Source organism: Streptomyces reniochalinae (genome assembly GCF_003323735.1).
Lineage (GTDB): Bacteria > Actinomycetota > Actinomycetes > Streptomycetales > Streptomycetaceae > Streptomyces > Streptomyces reniochalinae.
Genome location: NZ_QOIM01000036.1, coordinates 316,906 through 337,670 on the forward strand (window position 1 = coordinate 316,906; position 20,765 = coordinate 337,670).

Genomic DNA, 20,765 nt, shown 5'->3' on the forward strand with positions numbered 1-20,765 from the left:
CGAGCAGCAGCGACTGGTTGACGTGGTGCGGTCGTGCGAAGTCCTGTGCGAAGAACCAGTGTTGGATCGGTGTCAGTGGGACGGGGCCGGTGACCAGGTCTTGTTCGGCCTGTATCTGCGGGGCGTCCTGGTGTTCGACCACTGGTGCCAGCTCGGCGATCGTCTGGTGGCGGAAGAGCTGTTTGACGGTGAAGTACAGGCCCTGTTGCTTGGCCCGGAAGATCATTTGGAGGCTGAGGATGGAGTCGCCGCCGAGCGAGAAGAAGTTGTCGTGCACGCCCACCGGGTGGGTGGTGCCGAGGACCGTCTGCCAGATGTGTGCGAGCTGTTCTTCCACCGGGGTACGCGGCGCCACGTGCTCCTGCTCCGCGACCGCGTGCTCCTGCCACGACAGCGCGGCCAGAGCCTTACGGTCGACCTTGTCGCTGGCGTTGAGCGGCATGCTCTCCAGCGGCACGACGATGCCGGGGACCATGTAGTGCGGCAGCCGTTCGCCGAGGAACGACTGGAGAGTCTCGGTTGCCACTGTCTGGCGGAAGACCGCGTAGGCGATCAGCCGCTTGGCCGCGCCGTCCTGGTCGAGCAGCACGGCGGCGTGCCGCACGTCGGGGTGCTGGGCCAGCGCGGACTCGATCTCGCCCAGCTCGACCCTGAAGCCGCGGATCTTCACCTGGTCGTCGGCGCGCCCGAGGAACTCCACGTCGCCACCGGGATGGAAGCGGGCGAGGTCGCCCGTCCGGTACAGGCGGCCGCCCGTGCCGAACGGGTTGGCGACGAACGCCTCGGCGGTCAGGTCCGGCCGGCCGAGGTAGCCGCGCGCCAGCCCGGCGCCGCCGATGTACAGCTCGCCCGCGACCCCGGCGGGCACCGGCTGCATGGCGTGGTCCAGCACGTACACCTGCATGTCGTCGAGCGGCCTGCCGATCGGCACCGTCGCCGGCACCTCGTCCCGCGGCTCCATCCGGTACGCGGTGGCGAACGTCGTCGTCTCGGTCGGCCCGTAGCCGTCCACCACGACCAGGCCCGGACATGCCTCGCGCACCCGACGCACCGCGTGGGCCCGCACGGCGTCGCCACCGGTCCACACCTCGCGCAGACCGGCCATGCACCCAGGGTCCTCCTGCGCCAGCAGGTGGAACAGCGCCGCGGTCAGCCAGACAGCGGTGACCCCGTGGGCCGCCGTGCACTCGCGCAGTACCGCCGGCGTAACGGCACCGGGCAGCGCCACCACGACGCGACCGCCGGAGAGCAGCGGCACCCACAGCTCGTACGTCGAGGCGTCGAAGGCCTGCGCGGAGTGCAGCAACACCCTCTGGTGCCCGTCCGCGAAGCCGCTGTCGGACGCCAGCGCGGCGACGTCGGCGTGCGTGACGGCGACGCCCTTGGGGCGGCCGGTGGAACCGGACGTGTACATCACGTACGCGAGGTCGTCGGGGGTGCCGCCGGACGCCACCGGTGTGTCGGGCCGGTCGGCGAGCCCGTCCCAGACGTCGTCGACGACCAACACCGCCGCGTCGGACCCGGGCAACGACGCGGCCTCCGAGCGCCGGGTCAGCACGAGGCGGAGACCACCGTCCTCGATCATGAGAGCCAGCCGGTCCGGCGGATACTCCGGGTCGAGCGGCACATACGCCCCGCCCGCCTTCAGGATCGCCAGCTGGCACACGATCGACTCCACGGAGCGTGACACGCACAGGCCGACCAGGCTCTCCCGGCCGACGCCGCGCTCCCGCAGCAGATGGGCCAGCCGGTTCGAGAGCCGGTCCAGTTCCGCGTAGCCGAGCCGGCTCTCGCCGCAGACCACCGCCACGCTCTCCGCGTTCCGGCGGGCGCACGCCGCGAACAGCCCGTGCAGGGTGTTCCGCTGAAGGTCCCGCTCGGTGCGGAGCCCGTGGCCCTGCTCGACGAGCCGGTCGCGCTCCGCCTCAGCGGCCATCGGCAGGTGCCGCACCCGGGTGTCCGGGCGCGCCAGCGCGGCCTCGACGAGCGCCTCGAAGTGGTCGGCCATGCGCCCGACCGTCTCCGCGCGGAACAGGTCGGTGCTGTACTCGAAGCCGAAGCGCATCCCGGCACGGTCGGCCTGGATCATGAGGGTGAGGTCGAAGCGGGCGACGCCGACGCTCATCCCCTCTTCCATCAGGCTGTGTATCCATGGCTTCGGCCGGGCGAGCTCCGCCGCGTGCTCCAGGTAGGGCAGGCTCTCGTCGGCGAACATCACCTGGAAGAGCGGGTTGTAGGCGAGGCTGCGGGCCGGCTGAAGCGCCTCGACGACCTGCTCGAAGGGGACCTCGCGGTGCGTCTGGGCGTCGAAGAGCTGCTTGCGGACCTGGAGCAGTACGTCCGCGAAGCCGGGGTCGCCGCGCAGGTCCACCCGGACGGCGACGGTGTTGACCAGGAAGCCGACCACGGATTCCAGCTCGACGCGGTTCCGGTCGGCGATCGGCACGCCGATGACGACCACGTCCTGCCCGCTGTAGCGGGCCAGGAAAACCGCGAACCCGCTGAGCAGGGTGAGATAGTTGGTCACCTGGTGCTCGCGGCTGACCTCGGTGATCCGCTGCGTCGTCGCGGGTGACAGCCGGCGCCGCACGAAATCGCCGGCGAAGCTCCGCTCGTCCGGCCGGGGGAAGTCGGTGGGCAGCGAGAGCACCTCGGGCGCCTCGGCCAGCTGCTCCTTCCAGTAGTCCAGGTGGAAGGCGAGCCGTGTTTCCTCCATCCACTGCTGCTGCCACACCGCGTAGTCGGCGTACTGCACCGCGAGGTCCGGCAGCAGGGAGGGCTCGCCGTCCGCCAGGGCCCGGCAGATCTGGAGGAACTCCTGGTCGAAGAGGCCGATCGAGTAGCCGTCGAACACCGTGTGGTGGGCCGCGAGGACCAGGACCTGCTCCGTCCGGGAGGTCTTGATCAGTCGGGCCCGCACCAGGGGCCCGGTGACCACGTCGAAGGGCTGCGCCCACCAACCGCGGATCTGGTCCTGCGCCTGGGCCTCGGCCTGCTCCTCGGGGAGCGCGGACAGGTCGGTCACCGGCAGGTCGAGGCGCTGCTCGTCGGCGATGACCTGCCAGACCCGGCCGTCCTCCTCGCGCAGGGTGGTGCGCAGCGGCTCGTGGCGGCGCGTCATCTCGTGCAGCGCGTCGCTGATCACCGACTGCTCGATGGACGTGGGCAGCGGGATGAGCCAGTTGACGGTGTATGACGAGGTTCCGGGGCTCAGCCGGTCGATGAAGAACAGCCGCTGCTGGTCGAAGGTGGCCGGCAGCGGGCGGCCGCGTCCTGCGGGGGTGAGCGGGGGCATCCGGACCGGTTGCAGCTCCTCCTGCCTGCGCTGGAGCTCGCGCCCGATCTCGGCGATGGTCGGCAGGTCGAAGAAGAGCCGGACCGGCACCTCCAGGGAGAAGACCTCCCTCACCCGGGACGCCATTTGCACGGCGAGCAGCGAGTGTCCGCCCAGCTCGAAGAAGTCGTCGAAGACGCCGATCGGGGACCGCCCCAGCACCTGCTCCCACATCGTGACGAGCAGCGCCTCGGTGGTGTTGCGGGCGGGCACGCGGCTCTCCGTGCTCGCGGCGGCCGGCGGGAACAGCAGGGCACGCCGGTCGAGCTTGCCGCTGGAGGTGATGGGCAGGGCGTCCAGCGCGACCAGGTCGGAGGGCACCATGTAGGGCGGCAGCCGCTCGGCCAGGTAGCCGCTCAGCTGCGGCAGCAGCAGATGCTGGATTTCCCCCTTGAGCGGCTGGTTGGCGTAGCCCGCCCAGTCGCGGGTCTCGCCGTGCCCGGCCAGGGCGATACGCTCGCCCTCCTCGCAGCGGGGCTCGGCACCGGCGCGGGTCAGGTCGACCGCGTAGCCGCCGTCCGCGCCATGCCGCCCCCAGTCGACAGCGGCGGTGTAACCGGCCTGCTCGGCGAGCGCGAAGACATCCTCGGGGTCGACGCCGTTCTGCGGCCGCGGTTGGGCACGCCACGCCTCGACGGTTTCGAGCCCGGCGTCGCCCTTCAGCCAGCGCAGGGTGCGCACCGCCTCCTCGACACGGGCGTTGGGCACGTTGCGCAGCCGGAGCCGGTCGGGCGACTCGCCGGTGAGCCTGGACCGCAGGTCCGCGAGGGTCACCACCTCCGTGGCCCAGTCCAGCTCGGTGCCGTCCTGGTCCCGGCGGTCCTCCTCGTCGGCGGTGGCCGGGGCGCCGACGTGCAGGACCACCTGGTAGCGGAACATCGTCAGCTCGTTGTGGTGGCGGCCGCGCTTCGGCCGTATCTCGACCCGGGAGATCCGCCCTGTGCTCGCCGCCCAGTCCCGGAAGAACGCAGGATCGAGGGTGAGCTCCTTCTCCTGCTGCACCCGGTGCTGCACCCGCTGCCGCAGCTGCTGCCGCGTCATGGCGTCGGGCGCACGGCTCGCCTCCACGCTGGCGTGGAAGGCGTCGAGCAGCGGGAAGCTGCGCACGTCGCCGATGATGATCCGGCCGTCGTCGGCGACCCGGGCCAGCGCGCCTTCGAGGACGCGGACGAGGTAGTCGGCGTCGGGGAAGTACTGAAGAACCGAGTTGACGACGACGGTGTCGACCGGCTCCACGTCCAGCTCACCGACCTCGTCCGCCTCGCCCTGCCGGATGTCGACCGTCTCGCGCAGCTCGGGGCGGGACTCCAGACGGTTGCGCACGGACTGCAAAGCCGACGAGGAGAAGTCCATGCCGTAGTAGCGCCGGCACCCGGTGGCGAGCGGGAAGAGCAGCAGGCCGGTGCCGCAGCCGATCTCCAGGATCGTGCGCGGCTCGTAGCCGCGGATCAGCGTCGCCGTGTCGTCCTGCCAGGCCCGCATCTCCTCCAGGGGGATGGGCTGCCCGGTGTAGCTGCTGCTCCAGCCGGAGAAGTCGGCGCCGTCCTCGGGGCGCTCCCCGCTCGGGTCGAAGGCGTCGTACACCTCGCGCCAGTGGTCGACGCGCTTGTCGGCCAGGGCTTCCTCGCGCTCCTGGACGGCCTCTTGCGCCCGCTGCGGATGCAGCACGACATACGAGAGGAGGGCACGTGCGCCCGTCTGATCCTCACGGACGATGGTCGCCGCGTCCTGCACGGCGGGGTGCTCGCTCAGCACGCCGTCGATCTCGCCCAGCTCGATGCGGTACCCGCGGATCTTGACCTGCGAGTCGGTGCGGCCGAGGAACTCCAGGTTCCCGTCCGGGCGCCAGCGGGCCATGTCGCCCGTCTTGTAGATGCGTTCCCCGGCGGCGCCGTGGAAGGGGGAGGCGACGTACTTGCCCGCCGTCAGCTCGGGCGCGTGCGCGTAGCCGTCGCTCAGGCACGGTCCGCCGATGTAGAGGTCGCCCGGCACGTCGAGGGGGCACGGGCGCAGGCCGTCGTCGAGCACGTAGTAGCGGGCGTTTTGGATGGGTTTCCCGTACGGGATGCTCGTCCAGGACGGGTCCACCTCACCGATCGGGAAGAAGTTCGACCAGACGGTCGCCTCCGTGGCGCCGCCGAGGCCGACGACCTGGACGTTCGGGAACGCGGCCCGCATCAGATCCGGGGAGTGGACCGGGATCCAGTCGCCGCTCATGAAGATCAGGCGCAGCGCGTGCGAGACGGTCTCCGGCACGCCCGCGCCGTCCGTCGCCAGGAAGGGCACCAGCTGCATCAGGGCGGCGGGCGCCGAGTCCCAGAAGGTGATGGGCTCCTCGGCGAGGTAGCGCAGCAGGTTCGCCGGCTCCTGGATGTCCTCGCTGGTGGCGACGCGGACCTGGCCGCCGGCGGCGAGGATGCCGAAAACGTCGTAGACGGACAGGTCGAAGGTGAGCGAGGTGACGAAGAGGATGCGGTCCTCGGACCCCACCGAGAAGGTGTTGTTGACCCACTCGATCAGGTTCACCGCGGGGGAGTGCTGGACCATGACGCCCTTGGGAGTGCCGGTCGAGCCCGACGTGAAGATGACGTAGGCGAGGTCCAGGGGGCCGCCCTGGACGGGCAGGTTCTCCCGGGGCATGCCCGCGGTCTCGGTGGCCGAGTGCACCGGCCAGGGCAGGCCGGCCCCGGTCTGGGCGTCGTCGTCCGCAGTGTCCAGGCACACCACGTGGGCGAGGGCCGGCAGCGGGTCGACGGTCTGCACGCGCGGCAGCAGGGCGTGCTGCGTCAGGACGCACGGCACGCCCATCGAGTCGAGTATCTGGTGCCACCGCCTGACGGGGGCGTTGGCGTCGAGCGGGATGTAGGTGGCGCCCGCCTTGAGGATGCCCAGCAGGGCGGGGACCATCTCCGCTGAGCGCCCCATGAGGACGGCGACCTGGTCGCCGCGCCGGATGCCGAGCCGCTTGAGGTGGTGCGCGATCTGGTTGGCCCGCTCGTTGACCTCGCGGTAGGTCCAGCGCTCGTCCTTGAAGAGCAGCGCGGGCGCGTCAGGGGCCTGCGCCACGCGGCGCTCGAAGAGCTGGTGGATGCACAGGTCCCGCGCGTAGGGCGTGTCCGTGTCGTTCCAGTCGTGGACGAGCTGGGTGTGCTCGGCCTCGGTGAGGAGCGTCAGCTCGCCCAGCCCGGCCTCGGGCTTCTCGACGAGGTCGGTGAGGATCCGGTGGAGGTGCCCCGCCATCCGCTCGACGGTGGGCGCCGCGAAGCGCCGGGTGTCGTAGTGCAAGGTGGCCGTGAGGCGCTCCCCGGGGGTGGCCACCATGCTCAACGGGTAGCCGGGGTGGCTCTCCTCCCAGCTCCTGACCATGCACAGGCCGCCGGCCCGGCCCGGTTCCTCGGGCTCCTCCACGGTGACGACGCTGTCGAACAGGGACTCCCCGGAGCCGATTCCGCTCCACTGATGGACGAGCAGCAGCGGGCTGTGCTCGTGCGCCCGGATCTGCTCGTACCGGTGCTGGATGCCCCGCATCCACTCCGCCCAGCCCATCGCGGGCGGCACCTCGGCGCGCAGCGGCAGCGTGTTCACGAACTGGCCCACCATGGCATCGACGCCGGCCAGGTCGGCGGACCTGCCGGAGGAGGTGACGCCGACCACCACCTCGTCGGTGCCCAGGCAGCGGCTCAACAGGAACGCCCAGGCACCCTGGAGGAGGGTGGTGAGGGTCAGGCCCTGGCGGGCGCCCGCGTCCCGCAGCGCCGCGGTCTGCGCGGCGTCCAGCACGAGGGGGACCTGCTCGTAGGCGACGGCCTGCGCCTCGCTCCCGGTCTCCTCGTCGGCGGACGGCCTGAGTTCGAGGGGCAGCGGCCGGGCGGACGGCACGCCGTCGAGCGCGTCGTGCCAGAAGGCCTCGGACCGGCCGGCGTCCTGCCGGCTCAGCCAGCCGACGTACTCGTGGAACTGCGCGGCAGGGCGCACCGGCAGCGGCTCACCCGCGACGAGGCGGTCGTAGACCTGCTCCACCTCGCGCAGCACCCTGTTCTGGCTACGCGCGTCGAGCAGCAGGTAGTGCAGGCTCCACAGGATCTGGAAGCGGGCCTCGCCCAACCGGCAGACGTGCAGCCGCCACAGCGGCGCCGCCTCCAGGTCGAAGCCCCGCGCGCGGTCCCGGCGCAGCAGGGCCCGCATCCGTTCGGAGCGCTGCTCGCCCGTGCCGCTCCAGTCCTCACAGGCGTAAGGAACGTCCACGCTGCCGCTGACCCGCTGCACCGGCTCGCCACCCGGCAGCTCGGTGACGCTTGTCCGGAGCGCGGCGTGCCGGTCGGCGACGTGCGCCCAGCTCCTGCGGAAGGTGTCGACGTCGAGTTCCCGCGCCACCTCCAGCACGACCTGTACGTGGTACAGGCCGCCGGGGCCTCCGTGCCGGGACTGGAACAGGATGCCCTGCTGGGTAGGCGTCAACGGATAGCTGACCTCGCCCGATTCAGTTCCTGATACGGCGGGGAGGTCTTTCGCTGGGTCCTCAAAAGTGCTCAATGCTGCAATCCTCTTGAATTCACAGGTGGCGGGACCTCGCACGAGCGGCGCCCGATTGCCGCGTAGAAATTCGTTCGTAGGGCAGTTTTCGCAGCCACGGCGTGGATGTCGAGTGTTCTGCCGGGAGTTTTAGGGCTGCCCCTAGTAGCGTGCTGTTCAAGGGTTTTCCAGGTCGGTCCGATGTCTGGCCGTTCGCTGGAGGAGGGCGTGCAATCGTCCGGTGCGGGCATGGCTGCCGCCGGAATCCCACCGGATCGCATGCCGGTGCACCGCGGGGGGATGAGTCCGGGCCCCCGACTCGGGGGATGCCAGAGGCCCGGGGCCTGTAAACGGCGTCTGCCGCCTTCGTCGTGAGTCTTGAAGGGCGAGCGCCCCCAACGAGGCATTGTGCTTACCGAATCCGGAGGAATCGCGCACGGTTGCGCTGAACCGCTGGGTCGGGCCTGTTGCGTGACGCCGTCCAGGGCCTTCCGGCACCCGGCCCCGCTAGGGAGTGTCTTCAAAGTAGCGGCGTCCGCCCGGAGGGCGGGCCTGGCGGTGTCTGGTGCGTGCGCTCGCAAGGCGGAGGAGGGAGTCCCTGCGTGGGGGCACCTCCCGGGGCGAGCGAAGCCGAGCCCTGGGGGAAGCGGCGACCGACGACAACGCCGCGAGCGTGCGTGCCAGGCGCCGCCAGGCAGGCGGGACTTTGAAGACACGACCTAGGCCCGCGACGGGCCGGGACCAGCCCGTGCCCGATGCTGACCACGGTCAGCGCGGCCTCGATCGCGCCGGCGGCCCCGAGGACCGCGGCTGAGGACGCCTTTCGGCACCGCCGCACTCGGCCGGTGCGGCAGTAGCCGGCCGGTCATCGCCGCTTCGGCCACATCGTCCGCCGGCGCCGCGGTGGCGCGCGCGTCGACGTGCGAGGTGTCGCCCGGCACGGGACAGGCGTCGGCGGTCGCCCGGACCGTGACCCGCGCGCCACGCTCCTGCGGGTGCGGCGCGGTGGCGTGGTAAGCGCCGGTGCTCGCCCCGCGTCCGGCGAGCAGGGCCCGGGCCCGGGCCCGTGCGCCGCGGCGAGCGCGGGCGCGGTCGCCCGGGGTGGACGTGACGTGCGGCAGGGCGCCGGGGCGGGCTGCGCCGTCCAGGACGTGGGCGGCCGCCTGCACCGCCAGGTGCGAGAGCGCCTCGCCGGGGCGCGCCCGGTACCGCGTGGCGGCCCCGGCACGGGAGCGCACCCCGAGGTCCGTCACGTCCCCGTAGCCCAGCAGTTGAGCGCCGGGGGCCCGTGCCGGCGGCACCCAACCGCTGACCCGCTCGATCACGCAGCCATGCGCCAGCATCTCGTCCTCCTCCGTACCTTCGCTCGTGAAGGAAACGTAGAAGGGCGGTGGGGAATCCGCCACGGCTCCGGACCTTGGGTAGGTGTTGTTCTAGTGTTACGTCCCCGGGCCGCCGGTTGCGGTAAAGGCACGGGCGTCGCTCAGAACCGTCTCCGCGCACATTTTGGGGAATGACCTAGAAGTGCGTGCCCGACTCGTCGGAGAATCCCCGAGACTTCGGTTGCCATGACACAGTCTTTCGGTTACGTCGGTCCGGCCTCCGGGCAGGACGACCTCCCGCACGGGGAGCGTCTCGCCACGTGGCCGTCGACGCCCGGTCGCTCCAGGCCATCCCGGAGGAGATCGCCCACCTCTACGTCACGGCGTTCACCAGGCGGGGGAGCCCACCCACCCCGTGCCGGCACGACCGGCTGTGCACGGCGATGTTCCAACGCGACGTCAGGGCCTGGAGGTGGAGCTGCCCGCACTCGAAGCCGTCGTGCGCCGGGGCCGCTCCCAGCACGTATGCCGGGTGCGAGCGGACGCCGGATGTCGACACGCGCCCGAGGGGGTCGTGTTCGACGTGGGAATGCGGCACCGGCCTGTTCGACGAACGGACCATCCGGGGGATCGCGCACGACTACCGGAGGTCCCTGCGCACCGTCGTGGAGCGGTCCGGCAGCGGGTGACGCCGACGGCGTGGAGGCGTCAGTTGCGTATGCACTCGGGGAGCACCTTGGGTGGCCAGCAGCCGATGCTGAAGATCCCCATCGAATACGCCTTCGCGGCCAGCGCGGTGCGGTTCGGCACCTTGAACTGCCGCAGGAGAAGGCTGACGTGGTATTCGATGCCCTGCCGGCTGAGGAACAGCTTCGCCGCCAGCCGCGCGGTCGGATCGCCCGCGGCCACACCTTCCAGAACCCGTGAGGTGAGGCTCGTCAGTTTCACCTGCCCCCGGGCCGGCGGAAGCGATTCCTTCGTGCGTTCCGGCGCGAACTGCACCACGATCGACTGCGTTTTGTCCGTTCCGTTGTCGACCGGGAACGCGGCCAGCTGGCCGACGATGCCGGTGCCCTCGAAACGCGTGGCGATAGGCTGGCAGTCGACCCGCGCGTGGTCGCCCTGGATCAGCCGTTCGAACTGACGGAGCAGGTGCGATCGGACGCTCAGGTGGAGCAACTCGGCAAAGCTGTGGTTCCTTATGGCCGTGCGCGGGCGGCCGCACTGCTCGCTGAAGACGTCGTTTACCGCGCGTACTCGGAGAGCGGAATCCAGGACAGCCAGACCGATTCCCGTCTTTTCGAAAAGGGAAAGCAGCACATCCCCGTATTCAGCACCGCTGATAACCGCGTCCATCAGCGGTGGGGGAGGAATGCATGCGCCCATGCCGGTTCTCTCCGCACAATGAGCCGGCTCGGAAGGAAGTACCTTCGGGTCGACGGGAAAAGACGCTTGCGTAAGTGAGTTGGCTGCCCGCACGTTAGTCCCCCATGTCGGATCGGAATATTTCGCTCAGGATCGGGATTCGCCTCGGCAGGCTAGGCAGGCGCCACCACAGGGGTCAACGTCTGGGGGCCCCCTATCCCCGGCGCTCCCTCCCCTATGTCGTCTTGCAAGGGGCCGTGAGCTGCGGCTCTACGGGCGCACGGAACGCGGTGGGCCATGCGGCGGGCGATCGCAAGAAGCTGTCCGGAAAGTCTGGGGAACCCACCAGAACTGCTGTGAAACGACTTCATCCTGCCGTACTTGAGGCCGCTTGCGGAAGGCTCTGTCCTGTCAGCGGTTCCAGGGGGCCACTCCGGTCGGCGGCACCGACCGGCGGCCACCTGGTCCAACCCACTACTGGGGGACTGGAAGTGCGTGCGCGCCGTCATGTCCCCCAGGACAGTGGTGTTCTGTATCCGCCGGAGGCATCGTCCCCCGTGACCCACGACGGGAGTTCACCCATATGGCCGTCGCACTCGTCAGCGGTGTCCTGATCATCGCCGCGCTGGCAGCGGCGCACTGGTACCACTACCTGCGCCTCGTCAAGGACACCACCCGCGCCGTCAGCGGATGGCGGCGGGCCGGCACCGTACTCGCCGTGCTGGCCCCGGCGTTCACCGCGGCGCTGCTGACGATCGGGCCTGCGGAGCCGAGCATCGCCCTGCGCCGCTTCGCGGACGCCACGGCGTCCTTCTGGCTTCCTCTGTTGCTCTGGCTCACCCTCGTACTGCTCCTGGGGGAGGCGGCCCGCCCCCTGCTCCGACGTGTCCTGGCCCGGCGGAGCAGGGCACGGGCCGCCCGGCCGGTACCCGACACGGCCGATGCGTCCCGTGCGGCGCCGGACGTAGCCGGAGCGCCGCACGGGGCGTCAGGCGCGGCGGACTCCGACGCCTCCCGGAGGCTTTTCGTCGCGCGCACCGTCGCGCTCGGCGCCGTCGTCCTCGCCACGGGGGGAGCGGTCGCGAGCCGGCCTGGAGGGGGACCGTCGCAGGGGCCTGACGTCCGTGGCCTCGAGGTCGCGATGCCCTTCACCGGTCGGTGGCTGACCCAGAACAGCCCGGCCCGGCAGGTGCCGAGTCATGGCACCGACTCGTTGGGCGGCCGCTACGCCATCGACTTCGTCGCCGTGGACGATGGGTGCCGCACGGCCGCCGGTCGCAGCTGGCGAACCTTCCTCGGCACCGAGCGGCCGGAGGTCTTCCACGCCTTCGGCCGGCCCATCACCGCACCGGTCACCGGCACGGTCGTCGCGGTCCACGACGGAGAGAGCGACCACGCCGCGCGGCGTTCGCAACTGGCGCTGCTTCCGTACATGATGGGCGAGGGGGGACGGCTGAGCCGCGGGGTGAACGCCGTTGCCGGCAACCATGTGATCATCGCGGTGTCCGAGCACGGCCCGTTCGTCGCCCTGGCGCACTTCAGGTCCGGGTCCGTGCGGGTGACCACCGGCCAGAAGGTGACCGAGGGAGAGCACATCGCGGACTGCGGCAACTCCGGAAACTCGACCCAGCCACACCTCCACATCCAGGCCATGGACAGCGACGACCTGTCCGTGGCTCGCGGTGTGCCCATGGTGTTCCGGCGTTTTCGGGAGTGGCCGTCGGGGACGGGCGCGGGCCGCGTCAGGGAGCGCGCCATGCCGGGGGAGGAGGTGGTCGTGGAGCCGCTGCGGTCGTAGCGGTCCGGCGGGCCGGAACACGAACGAGCCCCTCCCGCCACGCGCCCCGGCCAGGGTGCGCGACGGGAGGGGCTCTCGTGTGCCGGCCTTACGGCCTCCTGGCCGTCATCCGGTACGTGACCAGGAAACCGACCACGGCCCAGGCCGCCAGGACAGCGAAGGAGACGAGACCGACCCCGCCCGCCGGCGTGTTCAGCGTGTCCCGCACGGCGTCGGCCATGTACTGGAAGGGGAGCACCTTGTGCACTGTCTCGAACCAGTCGGGCAGCCGGGAGGCCGGGAAGGTGATCGGCGAGAACATCAACGCGATGAACACCACCAGCTGGGACACCAGCCGGGCGACCGGCGGCGCCATGCCGTAGCCGATGCCGTAGCCGAGGCCGATGGCGGTGAAGGCGGTCAGCAGCGCCGCGGGGATGACCAGCGGACTGATGTCGAGGGTCAGGTCGAAGCGGAGGGCGGCCACCACGAGCGCGGCCACGATGCCAGGCAGCGCGGTGAGCAGCGCCACCGTGGCGTCCGACGCGATGAGGGCGGTCCTCGGCACCGGCAGCGACCGGTTGAAGTCGAAGATGCCCTCCTGCTTCGCGGAGGCGACCTCCTGCGGGCCGATCACCATGCCGACGGTGATGAGGCCCAGCACCGGGGCGCCGGTCGCGAAGTAGAGCGCGGTGGCGTCGTCCACCTGCGGCACCAGGTAGGCGAAGCCGATGATGATGCCCACCGCGAGACAGGTCTGGATGACGAGGTTGAGGACCAGGTTCGCCCGGCTCCGCAGCGCCGTCCATCCGAGCAGCAGGCCGTAACTACGCAACCAGTGGTTCACCTTGCGCCCCCTTCTCGGCTTCGAGGGCGGCCTCGTCGCCGGACAACTGCACGTACACGTCTTCCAGTCCGACCGGCACGAGGGCGAACTCGTCGATGTGCCCCTCGTCGCGCAACCGCTGGGCCCAGGCCAAGGCCGGCGATGCCGCGGCGGAGTCCAGGGGCACCACCAGCCGCCGGGTGCTGTTCATCATCGGACCCGCGGCGGTGATGTGGTCCGGCAGCTTCGGCAAGTCGCCGTCGGTGGCCGCTGTCAGCTCCAGCCGGAACTCGCCGACCGCCCGGGAGCGCAGCTGCGCGGGCGTGCCCTCCGCCACGACCTTGCCCGAGGCCATCACGACGGTGCGGTCCACGCTGCGCTCCGCCTCGATGACGTTGTGCGTGACGAGCAGCACGGCACAGCCGCGATTGGCGAGTTCCCGGATCTGCTCCCACAGAAGCCTGCGCCGCACGGGGTCGACGTCGTTGGTCGGCTCGTCGAGCATCACGACCCGGCCGGGCCCCGCCGCCGCGGCCATCGCGAAGGCGGTCAGCCTGCGGACGCCCCCGGAGAGCTTCTCCCCTGTGGTGTCGGCCCACGCCTCGATGTCCAGGGCGGCGATCAGCTCGTCGGTCCTGGTCCGCGCGGCCTGCTTGTCCAGACCACGGATGCGGGCCAGAGTCCTGGTGGCCTGGCGGGGTGTCACGCCGGCGAGCGGCGCGTGGGCCTGCGGCATGATCGAGACCATCCGGCGCACCTTGGCGGGCTCTGCGACCGGGTCGATCCCGCTCACCCGGATGGTGCCGGACGTCGGCATCGCCAGGCCCGCGACCTGGTTGATCAGGGTGGTCTTTCCGGCGCCGTTGTGCCCCAGGAGGCCGACCACCTCGCCTGCCTCGACGTGCAAGCTGATGCCGTCGTTGGCACGTGTGCTGCCGCGATAGCACTTCACGAGATCTTCGATAATCAGCAATTTCCTGCCCGTCGCCCGGAGGAGATTCAAAGATCCGCGACTGTGGGAACGGCTGCCCGACTCGCTGCCGGCCCGTATCCGCGCAGTCGCGTACGGATTCGCCGACCATGCTCCTGGTGGCTCCGGAGAGTTGCCAGTGCTGCTGCCCAGCACTGTAAGAAACCCCAGAACTTCCCGATCGGGATTGCCTTGTTCGGTCGTGGAGAACTTGAGAGCACCAGCGAGCGCGGGGGCAACAGCCCAGCTCAAGGGCGGTCAGTCGACCGCCGCACAGCGACAGAATCGCACCTGGCCGAAAAGGAACCCCATTCTCCAACGAGAAGTCCTTCCTACCGCATGACGCACAGTGACCTCGGCGGGCTGATCGTCGGTGGCGTCGGCCCGGCGCTCGCCGGCCACATTCCCGGAGCGATGGAGAGAACAGGCCGCGCGCGCCGACACCGCTCACCTATGCTGACGCCATGGCTGTCGAGGAATCGCCGTCGCGAGGTCGAAACCCCCGGGCGATCGAGCTCTCCCTGCCGTTCACGGGGCGCTGGCTGATCGAGAACAGCCCGGCCCGGCGGGTCCCGAGCCATGGCACGGACCTGTTCGGTGGGCGCTACGCCATCGACTTCGTCGGCGTGGACGAGCGCCACCGGACCTCCGCCGTCAGCGACTGGCGGACCCTCTTCGCCACGGAGCCGCCGGAGCGCTTCGTCGCCTTCGCCCGGCCGTTGCTCGCACCCGGCGGCGGCACGGTGGTCGCGGTGCACGACGCCGAGCCCGACCACGAGGCGCGGCGCTCCCAGCTGACGCTGGTGCCCTACGCGCTCGGCCAGGCGGGCCGGGCGCGGCGCGGCGTCGGCGCCATCGCCGGCAACCACGTGGTCATCGCGCTGTCCGAGGGCGGCGCCCATGTCGTCCTGGCGCACTGCAAGGCCGGCTCCGTGCGGGTGTCCCCGGGGCAGCGGGTGACCGAGGGACAGCACGTCGCGGACTGCGGCAACTCGGGCAACTCGACCCAGCCGCACCTGCACCTTCAGGTGATGGACGCCCCCGACCCGGTCACCGCCCGCGGCGTGCCCGTGGAGTTCAGGCGCTTTCGTGAATGGCCGCGGGGGAGGGGCCAGGCCGGCCTCAGGGAGCGCGGTGTGCCGGGTGAGGGCGCGGTGGTGGAGCCGCTCGCCTGAGGCCAGGCCCGAGGCCCGAACCGGGCCGGCCCCGGTCCCCAGGCGAGTCCGGGGCGCGGTCGGCGGCCCCGGACTACCGGGCGATCTGGAGCAGCTTGTTGGGTGTGCCATCGGACGGCACACCGGTCAGGACGCCGTCCACGGCCGCATCGTCCAGCGCACCGGCCACCTCGTGAGGCGCGGCCTTCGGGTGCCGGCTCAGATAGATCGCGGCGGCACCGGAGACATGGGCGGCGGAAACGGTGGTGCCCGAGTCCGTGGTCGTCCCGCCACCCGGCCGGTCGGACGTGATGTCCACCCCGGGGGCGTACAGGTCGAGGCCCGTCCCGTAGTTGCTGAAGGTCGCCACCGCGTCCTGGCAGTCCGAGGAGCCTACGGTGATGCCCTCGCGCACCCGGGCCGGGGACGCGTTGTCGACATCGTCGGTGTCCGCCCCCGCCTCCAGCACGTACGTCACCCCGGACGCGATGGACTTGCGCACCGCGGCGTCCAGCGCGTCGTCCGGGGGGAGGCCGATGACGAAGTTCGCCACCGACGGCCCCGAGGCGTGCTCGGTGACCCAGTCGATCCCGGCCAGCACCCCGGCGATGGTGCCGCCGCCGGCCGCGTCGAGCACCTTGACCGAGACCAGGTTCGTCTTCTTGGCCACCCCGTACGTGGTGCCGCCGATGATGCCGGCCATGAAGGTGCCGTTGCCCAACTCGTCGCTGCCATCCCCGCCGAAGGCGTCGAAGCCGGGCTTGGCACGGGGCGCGTAGTCGGGGTGGTCGTAGTCGATGCCGGAGTCGACCAGGTAGACGTCCACGTCGGAACCCGCCTCGGACGGATAGCTGTAGGAGCCGTCCAGGGGCAGCGTCCGCTGGTCGATACGGTCGAGGCCGCAGGTCGGCTCGGACTGCGACACGGTCCTGTGCCGCTTCGGCCGGTGCACTCTGGTGTTCTGCTCCACCAGGCGCACGGACGGATCGGCGGCCAGGCGGCGCGCCTGCTCCGCGCTGGCGTGGACCAGCATTCCGTTGAGCGCGCTGTCGTACCGCTGCTGTACCCGCGCACCGTATTTCGCGGCCACGTCAGGTCGGGCGCCCTCGTCGAGCACCACCAGGTAGCTGTTGCTCACCGCCCGGACGCTGCCGGCGTTGACGACGTGCCCGACAGCGGCGTGGGCGGGTTCGGGCGCGGCGGCCGCAATGCTCGTGCCGAGCAGAGTGCCGATCGCCAATGCGGTGAGGGTGCGGGTGTAGCGGACAGCCGGCGACGATGCCTGCACTGCTCCTCCTGGTGAGCTCATGGGTTGCTGACAGACCGGGATGGCTGCTCCCAGCACGCCGGGAGCGGCCATCCCGAGGCCCACCCGGACCGTTCCTGCCGGCTCCGGGCGGCCGGCGGTCCGCTGGAGTGGCCTAGACGTGCGCCGCTTCGAGCGCCACCAGGTGGCCGGTGCCGCTCAGCGTGGCCATGTCGACGTCGGCGACACAGCGCACCTTCACGTAGTTGAGCGTGAGGGTCCCTTCGACGTGCGCGGTGCCTGTGCCGTTCGCGAAGTCCGCCTTGCTCAGGTCCGTACGGGCCTCGTCGACACGTACGCCGAGATCCGTCCCGCCGTTGGTGGCGACGAACTTGATGAACACATAACCCATCTTGGTGACGCGCCGCTGGAACTCCCCCACAGAGGGGGACGGGCCGCCGACCATGACCTCTTGACCTTCTACGGACAGGCGCTCGACCAGCTCGTCCATGCTCGGATCCTCCACATCTGCTACAGGCTCATGTCTGGTACGCGGGCACACTCAGTGGCGGTGGGTGGGGATCGCGGGCCCGTCGGGGCACACGACTTTGCGGTGCGGCGGCGTGCAGGCGTTGCAGTAACCGGACTCGGCCGTCGCTCCGAGCCGGCGCGTGCTCATCTGCACCGGGTTGACGGTCGTCGTCAATGGCAGACCTCCTCTCGGTGAAAATGCGGCCGTGCGGCTCGGTCGGCCGACTGACGTACGGCTGGAGCGAATGGGGACGCTCCAGAGGTCGGGTGCGCACAGGAGAGTGCTCGACGACGGCCGGATGGAGGGGGCCGGAAGGCGTCAGGCCGTCGGGGTAGCCGGTGAAGCACTGATCCGGCCACAGCGTAGGCACGGTCCTGCCTGGCTGCCACGGTTGCGACCCAGTCGTAGAAGATGCCCTAGTTGTGCTGTGGCACGGGGCCGCTACGGCCCCCTGCCGCGCCCGCCGCCTCTTGTGGTGTGGAGTTGACCAGCCCGTTCCAACGGGTGCGCGGCATCGCCCTCCGTGGGGCAGGTCTGCTACGGGTCGACGTGTGCGGACGCGGAAGACGAGGGCAGCTCGATGTCGAGCTCGAGCTCAAGTGGTAATTCGTCGCGACTCTTCACGTTCAGTTTGCGGAACGCCTTGGTGAGGTGCTGCTCGACCGTGCTGACCGTGACGTAGAGCTTCTGGGCTATCTCCCGGTTGCTGTAACCGAGGCCCGCGAGCGCGGCGACCTTGCGCTCGGCGACGGTGAGGGTACCCGGCCCGCTCTCGGCAGGACACCGCTCCACTCTTCCAGCGAGACGTCCCTCGGAACCGCGGGTCTGCTGGTCCTGCTTGGACGCGACGGTCTGCGTCGGCACGTCCGGCAGACCGCACATCATTGCCAGCCGACCGGCCCTGCGCAGCAACATCCGAGCCTTCTGGGAGTTGCCGCCGGCCTCGTAGGTGCAGCCGAGATCGGTGAGGGTCTGGACGAGAGGCAGCCGCGACCCGCAGGCGTGCAGCACCTCGGCGGCCTCTTTCAGCAGCCGGAGGCGCTCCCGGCGGCCGGCGGTCTGGGCCAGCAGCCGCAGCGCCATGCCGTAGGCGGGGGTGGTATGCGATCCGGCGCGGGCGATCTGTTGCTTGGCGTACGAGCGCGCCGCCTCGGTATCGCCCAACTGGAGGAGCACCCCCGCCACCTGGCTGCGCCAGGGGAGGAACGCGGGCGCGTCGATGTCCCACGACGTCATGAGCTTGCCGCAGTAGCGGAAGTCGGCGAGCGCGGCTTGCGGCTGCCCCACGGCCAGGTAGTACTGGCCGCGTGCCTGGAGGTACTGGAGCCCGTAGCGGGTCTGGAACATCGCCTCCGGCACCCGCCTCCTGAGATAGCCGCGTGCGGCCGTCAAGTCGCCGCGCACCGTGGCCGCGCTCACGAGGATGCCGATGGGGGCGCCGATGCCCACCCCCCAGCCGTCCGGTCCGAGCAGCGTCAGGGCGCCCTCGGCATGCCGCGCGGCGTCGGGAAGAGCCCCCCTGCGAAGGTCGACCTCGGCGCGGCAGGCCATGAGCTGCGCCTGCCAGCGCTTCACACCGCGCCGCGCGGCCTCGGCGAGCAGGTCGTCACACCAGCGTGCCGCCTGCGACAGCTGCCCAGAGAAGACGAGGGTCTGGAGCACCGACATGACGGCCTCGAAGGAGTCGTCAGACAGCGGGATGTTGTGCAGGATCTGCTCAGCCACGCGGCTACAGGTGCCATCGATATCCACGCCTTCCCTGAGCAGAGTGCTGAGCATCTCGGCGGCCTGGGCCGGGAAGCCCGACGGCAGCGGGACGCAGTCCTTGGCGCAACTCGGCCCTTGCTGGCGGCCGGGGGGCAGGAAGGAGGGATACGTGTGTCTGAGCAGGTGCCCGGTGGTGAGGAGCACACCGTCGGGCGGTCCGTCGGAGGCGTGGTACGCGCGCCCCAGCCAGTCGACGAGTTCCTCGGCGTCCTGGGTGAAGCCGTGCCACAGTGCGAAACGGAGCAGGCCGGCCACCTGAGGCACCGACAGCAGCCCCTGGCGGTGCGCCTGCATCAGTGCCGGCCAGTGCGGGACCGCCGCTGCCGGATCGCTGCGCCGCTTCGCGACGACGAGCAGCGTCAAAAGCCCCGCACGCTCCCGGGGCCGGGTACACCCGTGCAGCGCGAACTGAAGGTAGCGGATCGCGGTCTCGTCGTCGTCCTCCGCCAGCGCCTCCTCCGCCGCCCGCCGCAGCTCGGCGACGGCCCAGCTCTTGTCGACGCTGCGGGAGGCGACCAGGTGGTCGGCGGCCCGGCCGCACGAACGGCCGCGGTACAGCAGCAGCGCGGCGCGGAAGTGCAGGTCGGCGAGGACGTCCGGGTCCACGTCGTCGTATACGGCGGCACGGGCCGCCGGGTGCCGGAAGCGGTCGCCAGTGGTCAGGCCGAGCCGTCTGATCCGCCTGAGTGCGCGCCTCACCGGGTGCGGCTGCTTCTCCAGCATGTGCGCGATCTGCTGGGCGGAGCCTGCGATGTCCAGGACGGCCAGGGCGCGAGCCACCTCAAGCACCTCGTGGCCGCTGCGGTACAGGCACGTCAGCACCGCCTGCCGGTAGCTCTCGCCGACCGTCCATCCGTCGTGGTCTGCGTACTCCAGCGAGTCGATGTAGTCCTCGGCCAGCGCACGGACCAGCAACTGGTTGCCGCCCGTGGTGTCGTGTACCTCCTCGGCGACCTGCTGTGCCATCGACGCGCCGAGGTGCTCGGCCAGCACCTCGCGTACGCCGGCGACCGACAGGTGCGCGAGCGGCACGCGCCGGAAGTGGCTCTGCCGTACCAGCTCCATCCGGTACACGGGACGCACCGACCAGTCGTACGTGGACTCTGCGAGCACGAGCATGAGTCGGCTCGACCTGTTGCGGTGCGCCACCTTCAGCAGGCAGCGGATGGAGGGCTTGTCGGCGTAGTGGACGTCGTCGACCACCACCACCAGCGGGGTGTCCTCGGCGAGTTCGAGCAGCGCCGCCGCGGCGCAATGGGCGCAGTCCGCCACCTGCGCGGTGCCGAGCAGGCCCTGCAACCGGTCGCGGGGCCACGGCGTGTCCTTGAGCAACTGCCGCAGCACGCCGAAGGGTTCGTCGTGCGGCGTCGGTGGTGCGGTGGCGAAGAGCAGCCACACACCGTCGGCGTGCCGGTCACAGAAGGCCCTCAGCAGCGTGGTCTTCCCGCTTGCCACCGTGCCGCTGAGCAGGACGACCCTGCCCCGGCCCAAGGCACTCTCGACGAGATCCTCATCGAGGAGTTCGAGCTCGCGTGTCCGCTCAGCCATTACCACTTGCGGCTACCCCCGTATGCCGACAGGGCAGCTACGGGGCCAGTCGCATCAACGAATCACGTGCCCCCGTGCACTGCCCATCGATACTTACGCACATGTTTCGCGAAGTGTAGCCCGGCCCTCCTTAACGTTCTTCCTTGACGTTTTAACAATTATCCGAACGGTAGATGTCGTGCGTCTCCGAACGACGGGTGCCGTCCGATGCCCCGCTCACCAGGCAGGACGACACCAAGAAGGCAATCAGGAGAGAACCGGAGTCCGGCCGTCCGCCTCTCGGTGACCCTCATCCGCCAAGTAGGCCCACCGCGCGCTTTCTGTTATCACACTCTTAAGATCAGGGATCTCGGATTCGAGCACAACCCCGCGTACGCCCGTGCGTTGCCGTCGTCCCGTGGTGGCGGTTTCC

At 70.7% G+C, this 20,765-nt stretch carries 12 protein-coding genes; 3 read left to right on the forward strand and 9 right to left on the reverse strand.

The annotated features are described in order from the left end of the window. Together DQ392_RS17585 and DQ392_RS17595 are read right to left on the reverse strand one after the other, a co-directional pair. A partial coding sequence (locus tag DQ392_RS17585) for a non-ribosomal peptide synthetase (protein ID WP_181856466.1) occupies positions 1–7,792 on the reverse strand: 7,792 nt, incomplete at its 3' end. 773 nt (positions 7,793–8,565) lie between these two features. Then, complete coding sequence (locus DQ392_RS17595) at positions 8,566–9,189, reverse strand: hypothetical protein (RefSeq protein WP_147266540.1); 624 nt, start codon at positions 9,187–9,189, stop codon at positions 8,566–8,568. Positions 9,190–9,488: 299 nt separating this feature from the next. Here DQ392_RS17595 and DQ392_RS17600 point away from each other — a divergent pair, with 299 nt between their 5' ends. After that, a complete protein-coding gene (locus DQ392_RS17600) occupies positions 9,489–9,857 on the forward strand; it encodes a hypothetical protein (protein ID WP_114016562.1) in 369 nt (122 codons plus the stop codon). A gap of 19 nt (positions 9,858–9,876) precedes the next feature. Here the strand turns inward: DQ392_RS17600 and DQ392_RS17605 are convergent, their stop codons facing one another. Then, positions 9,877–10,524 carry a PAS domain-containing protein gene (locus tag DQ392_RS17605; RefSeq protein ID WP_245981596.1) on the reverse strand — a complete coding sequence of 216 codons (648 nt, stop codon included), beginning with the start codon at positions 10,522–10,524 and terminating at the stop codon, positions 9,877–9,879. 592 nt (positions 10,525–11,116) lie between these two features. Here DQ392_RS17605 and DQ392_RS35270 point away from each other — a divergent pair. Next, on the forward strand, positions 11,117–12,331 hold the full coding sequence (locus tag DQ392_RS35270) for a M23 family metallopeptidase (protein ID WP_245981598.1): 1,215 nt from the start codon (positions 11,117–11,119) through the stop codon (positions 12,329–12,331). Positions 12,332–12,419: 88 nt separating this feature from the next. Here DQ392_RS35270 and DQ392_RS17615 read toward each other — a convergent pair whose 3' ends face one another. Together DQ392_RS17615 and DQ392_RS17620 are read right to left on the reverse strand one after the other, a co-directional pair. Continuing rightward, complete coding sequence (locus DQ392_RS17615; RefSeq protein ID WP_114016564.1) at positions 12,420–13,157, reverse strand: ABC transporter permease; 738 nt, start codon at positions 13,155–13,157, stop codon at positions 12,420–12,422. Continuing rightward, entirely contained in the window at positions 13,138–14,088 is a 951-nt protein-coding gene (locus DQ392_RS17620; RefSeq protein ID WP_245981600.1) for an ABC transporter ATP-binding protein, read from the reverse strand. The genes DQ392_RS17615 and DQ392_RS17620 overlap by 20 nt, the downstream gene beginning before the upstream one ends. 482 nt (positions 14,089–14,570) lie before the next feature. Between DQ392_RS17620 and DQ392_RS17625 the strand changes: the two genes are divergently transcribed. Beyond that, positions 14,571–15,281: a M23 family metallopeptidase gene (locus DQ392_RS17625; protein ID WP_114016566.1), complete on the forward strand. Its 711-nt coding sequence runs from the start codon at positions 14,571–14,573 to the stop codon at positions 15,279–15,281. A 73-nt stretch (positions 15,282–15,354) separates the two neighbouring features. On the opposite strand, the gene DQ392_RS17630 is transcribed toward DQ392_RS17625, so the two are convergent. From DQ392_RS17630 to DQ392_RS17640, 4 genes are all read right to left on the reverse strand, one after another. After that, a complete protein-coding gene (locus DQ392_RS17630) occupies positions 15,355–16,548 on the reverse strand; it encodes a S8 family peptidase (RefSeq protein WP_220182635.1) in 1,194 nt (397 codons plus the stop codon). Positions 16,549–16,681: 133 nt separating this feature from the next. After that, on the reverse strand, positions 16,682–17,017 hold the full coding sequence (locus DQ392_RS17635) for an MbtH domain protein (protein ID WP_114016567.1): 336 nt from the start codon (positions 17,015–17,017) through the stop codon (positions 16,682–16,684). Positions 17,018–17,068: 51 nt separating this feature from the next. Then, complete coding sequence (locus DQ392_RS34480; RefSeq protein WP_181856467.1) at positions 17,069–17,212, reverse strand: hypothetical protein; 144 nt, start codon at positions 17,210–17,212, stop codon at positions 17,069–17,071. Between the two features lie 363 nt (positions 17,213–17,575). Beyond that, a complete protein-coding gene (locus DQ392_RS17640) occupies positions 17,576–20,353 on the reverse strand; it encodes a helix-turn-helix transcriptional regulator (protein ID WP_114016568.1) in 2,778 nt (925 codons plus the stop codon). Positions 20,354–20,765 lie beyond the last annotated feature (412 nt).

Bases quoted from the DNA above. Each gene is read 5' to 3' on its own strand.
- DQ392_RS17605 (WP_245981596.1), bottom strand. From the start codon at position 10,524: ATGGACGCGGTTATCAGCGGTGCTGAATACGGGGATGTGCTGCTTTCC.
- DQ392_RS35270 (WP_245981598.1), top strand. From the start codon at position 11,117: ATGGCCGTCGCACTCGTCAGCGGTGTCCTGATCATCGCCGCGCTGGCA.
- DQ392_RS17625 (WP_114016566.1), top strand. From the start codon at position 14,571: ATGGCTGTCGAGGAATCGCCGTCGCGAGGTCGAAACCCCCGGGCGATC.
- DQ392_RS17595 (WP_147266540.1), bottom strand. From the start codon at position 9,189: ATGCTGGCGCATGGCTGCGTGATCGAGCGGGTCAGCGGTTGGGTGCCG.
- DQ392_RS17635 (WP_114016567.1), bottom strand. From the start codon at position 17,017: ATGGACGAGCTGGTCGAGCGCCTGTCCGTAGAAGGTCAAGAGGTCATG.
- DQ392_RS17640 (WP_114016568.1), bottom strand. From the start codon at position 20,353: ATGGCTGAGCGGACACGCGAGCTCGAACTCCTCGATGAGGATCTCGTC.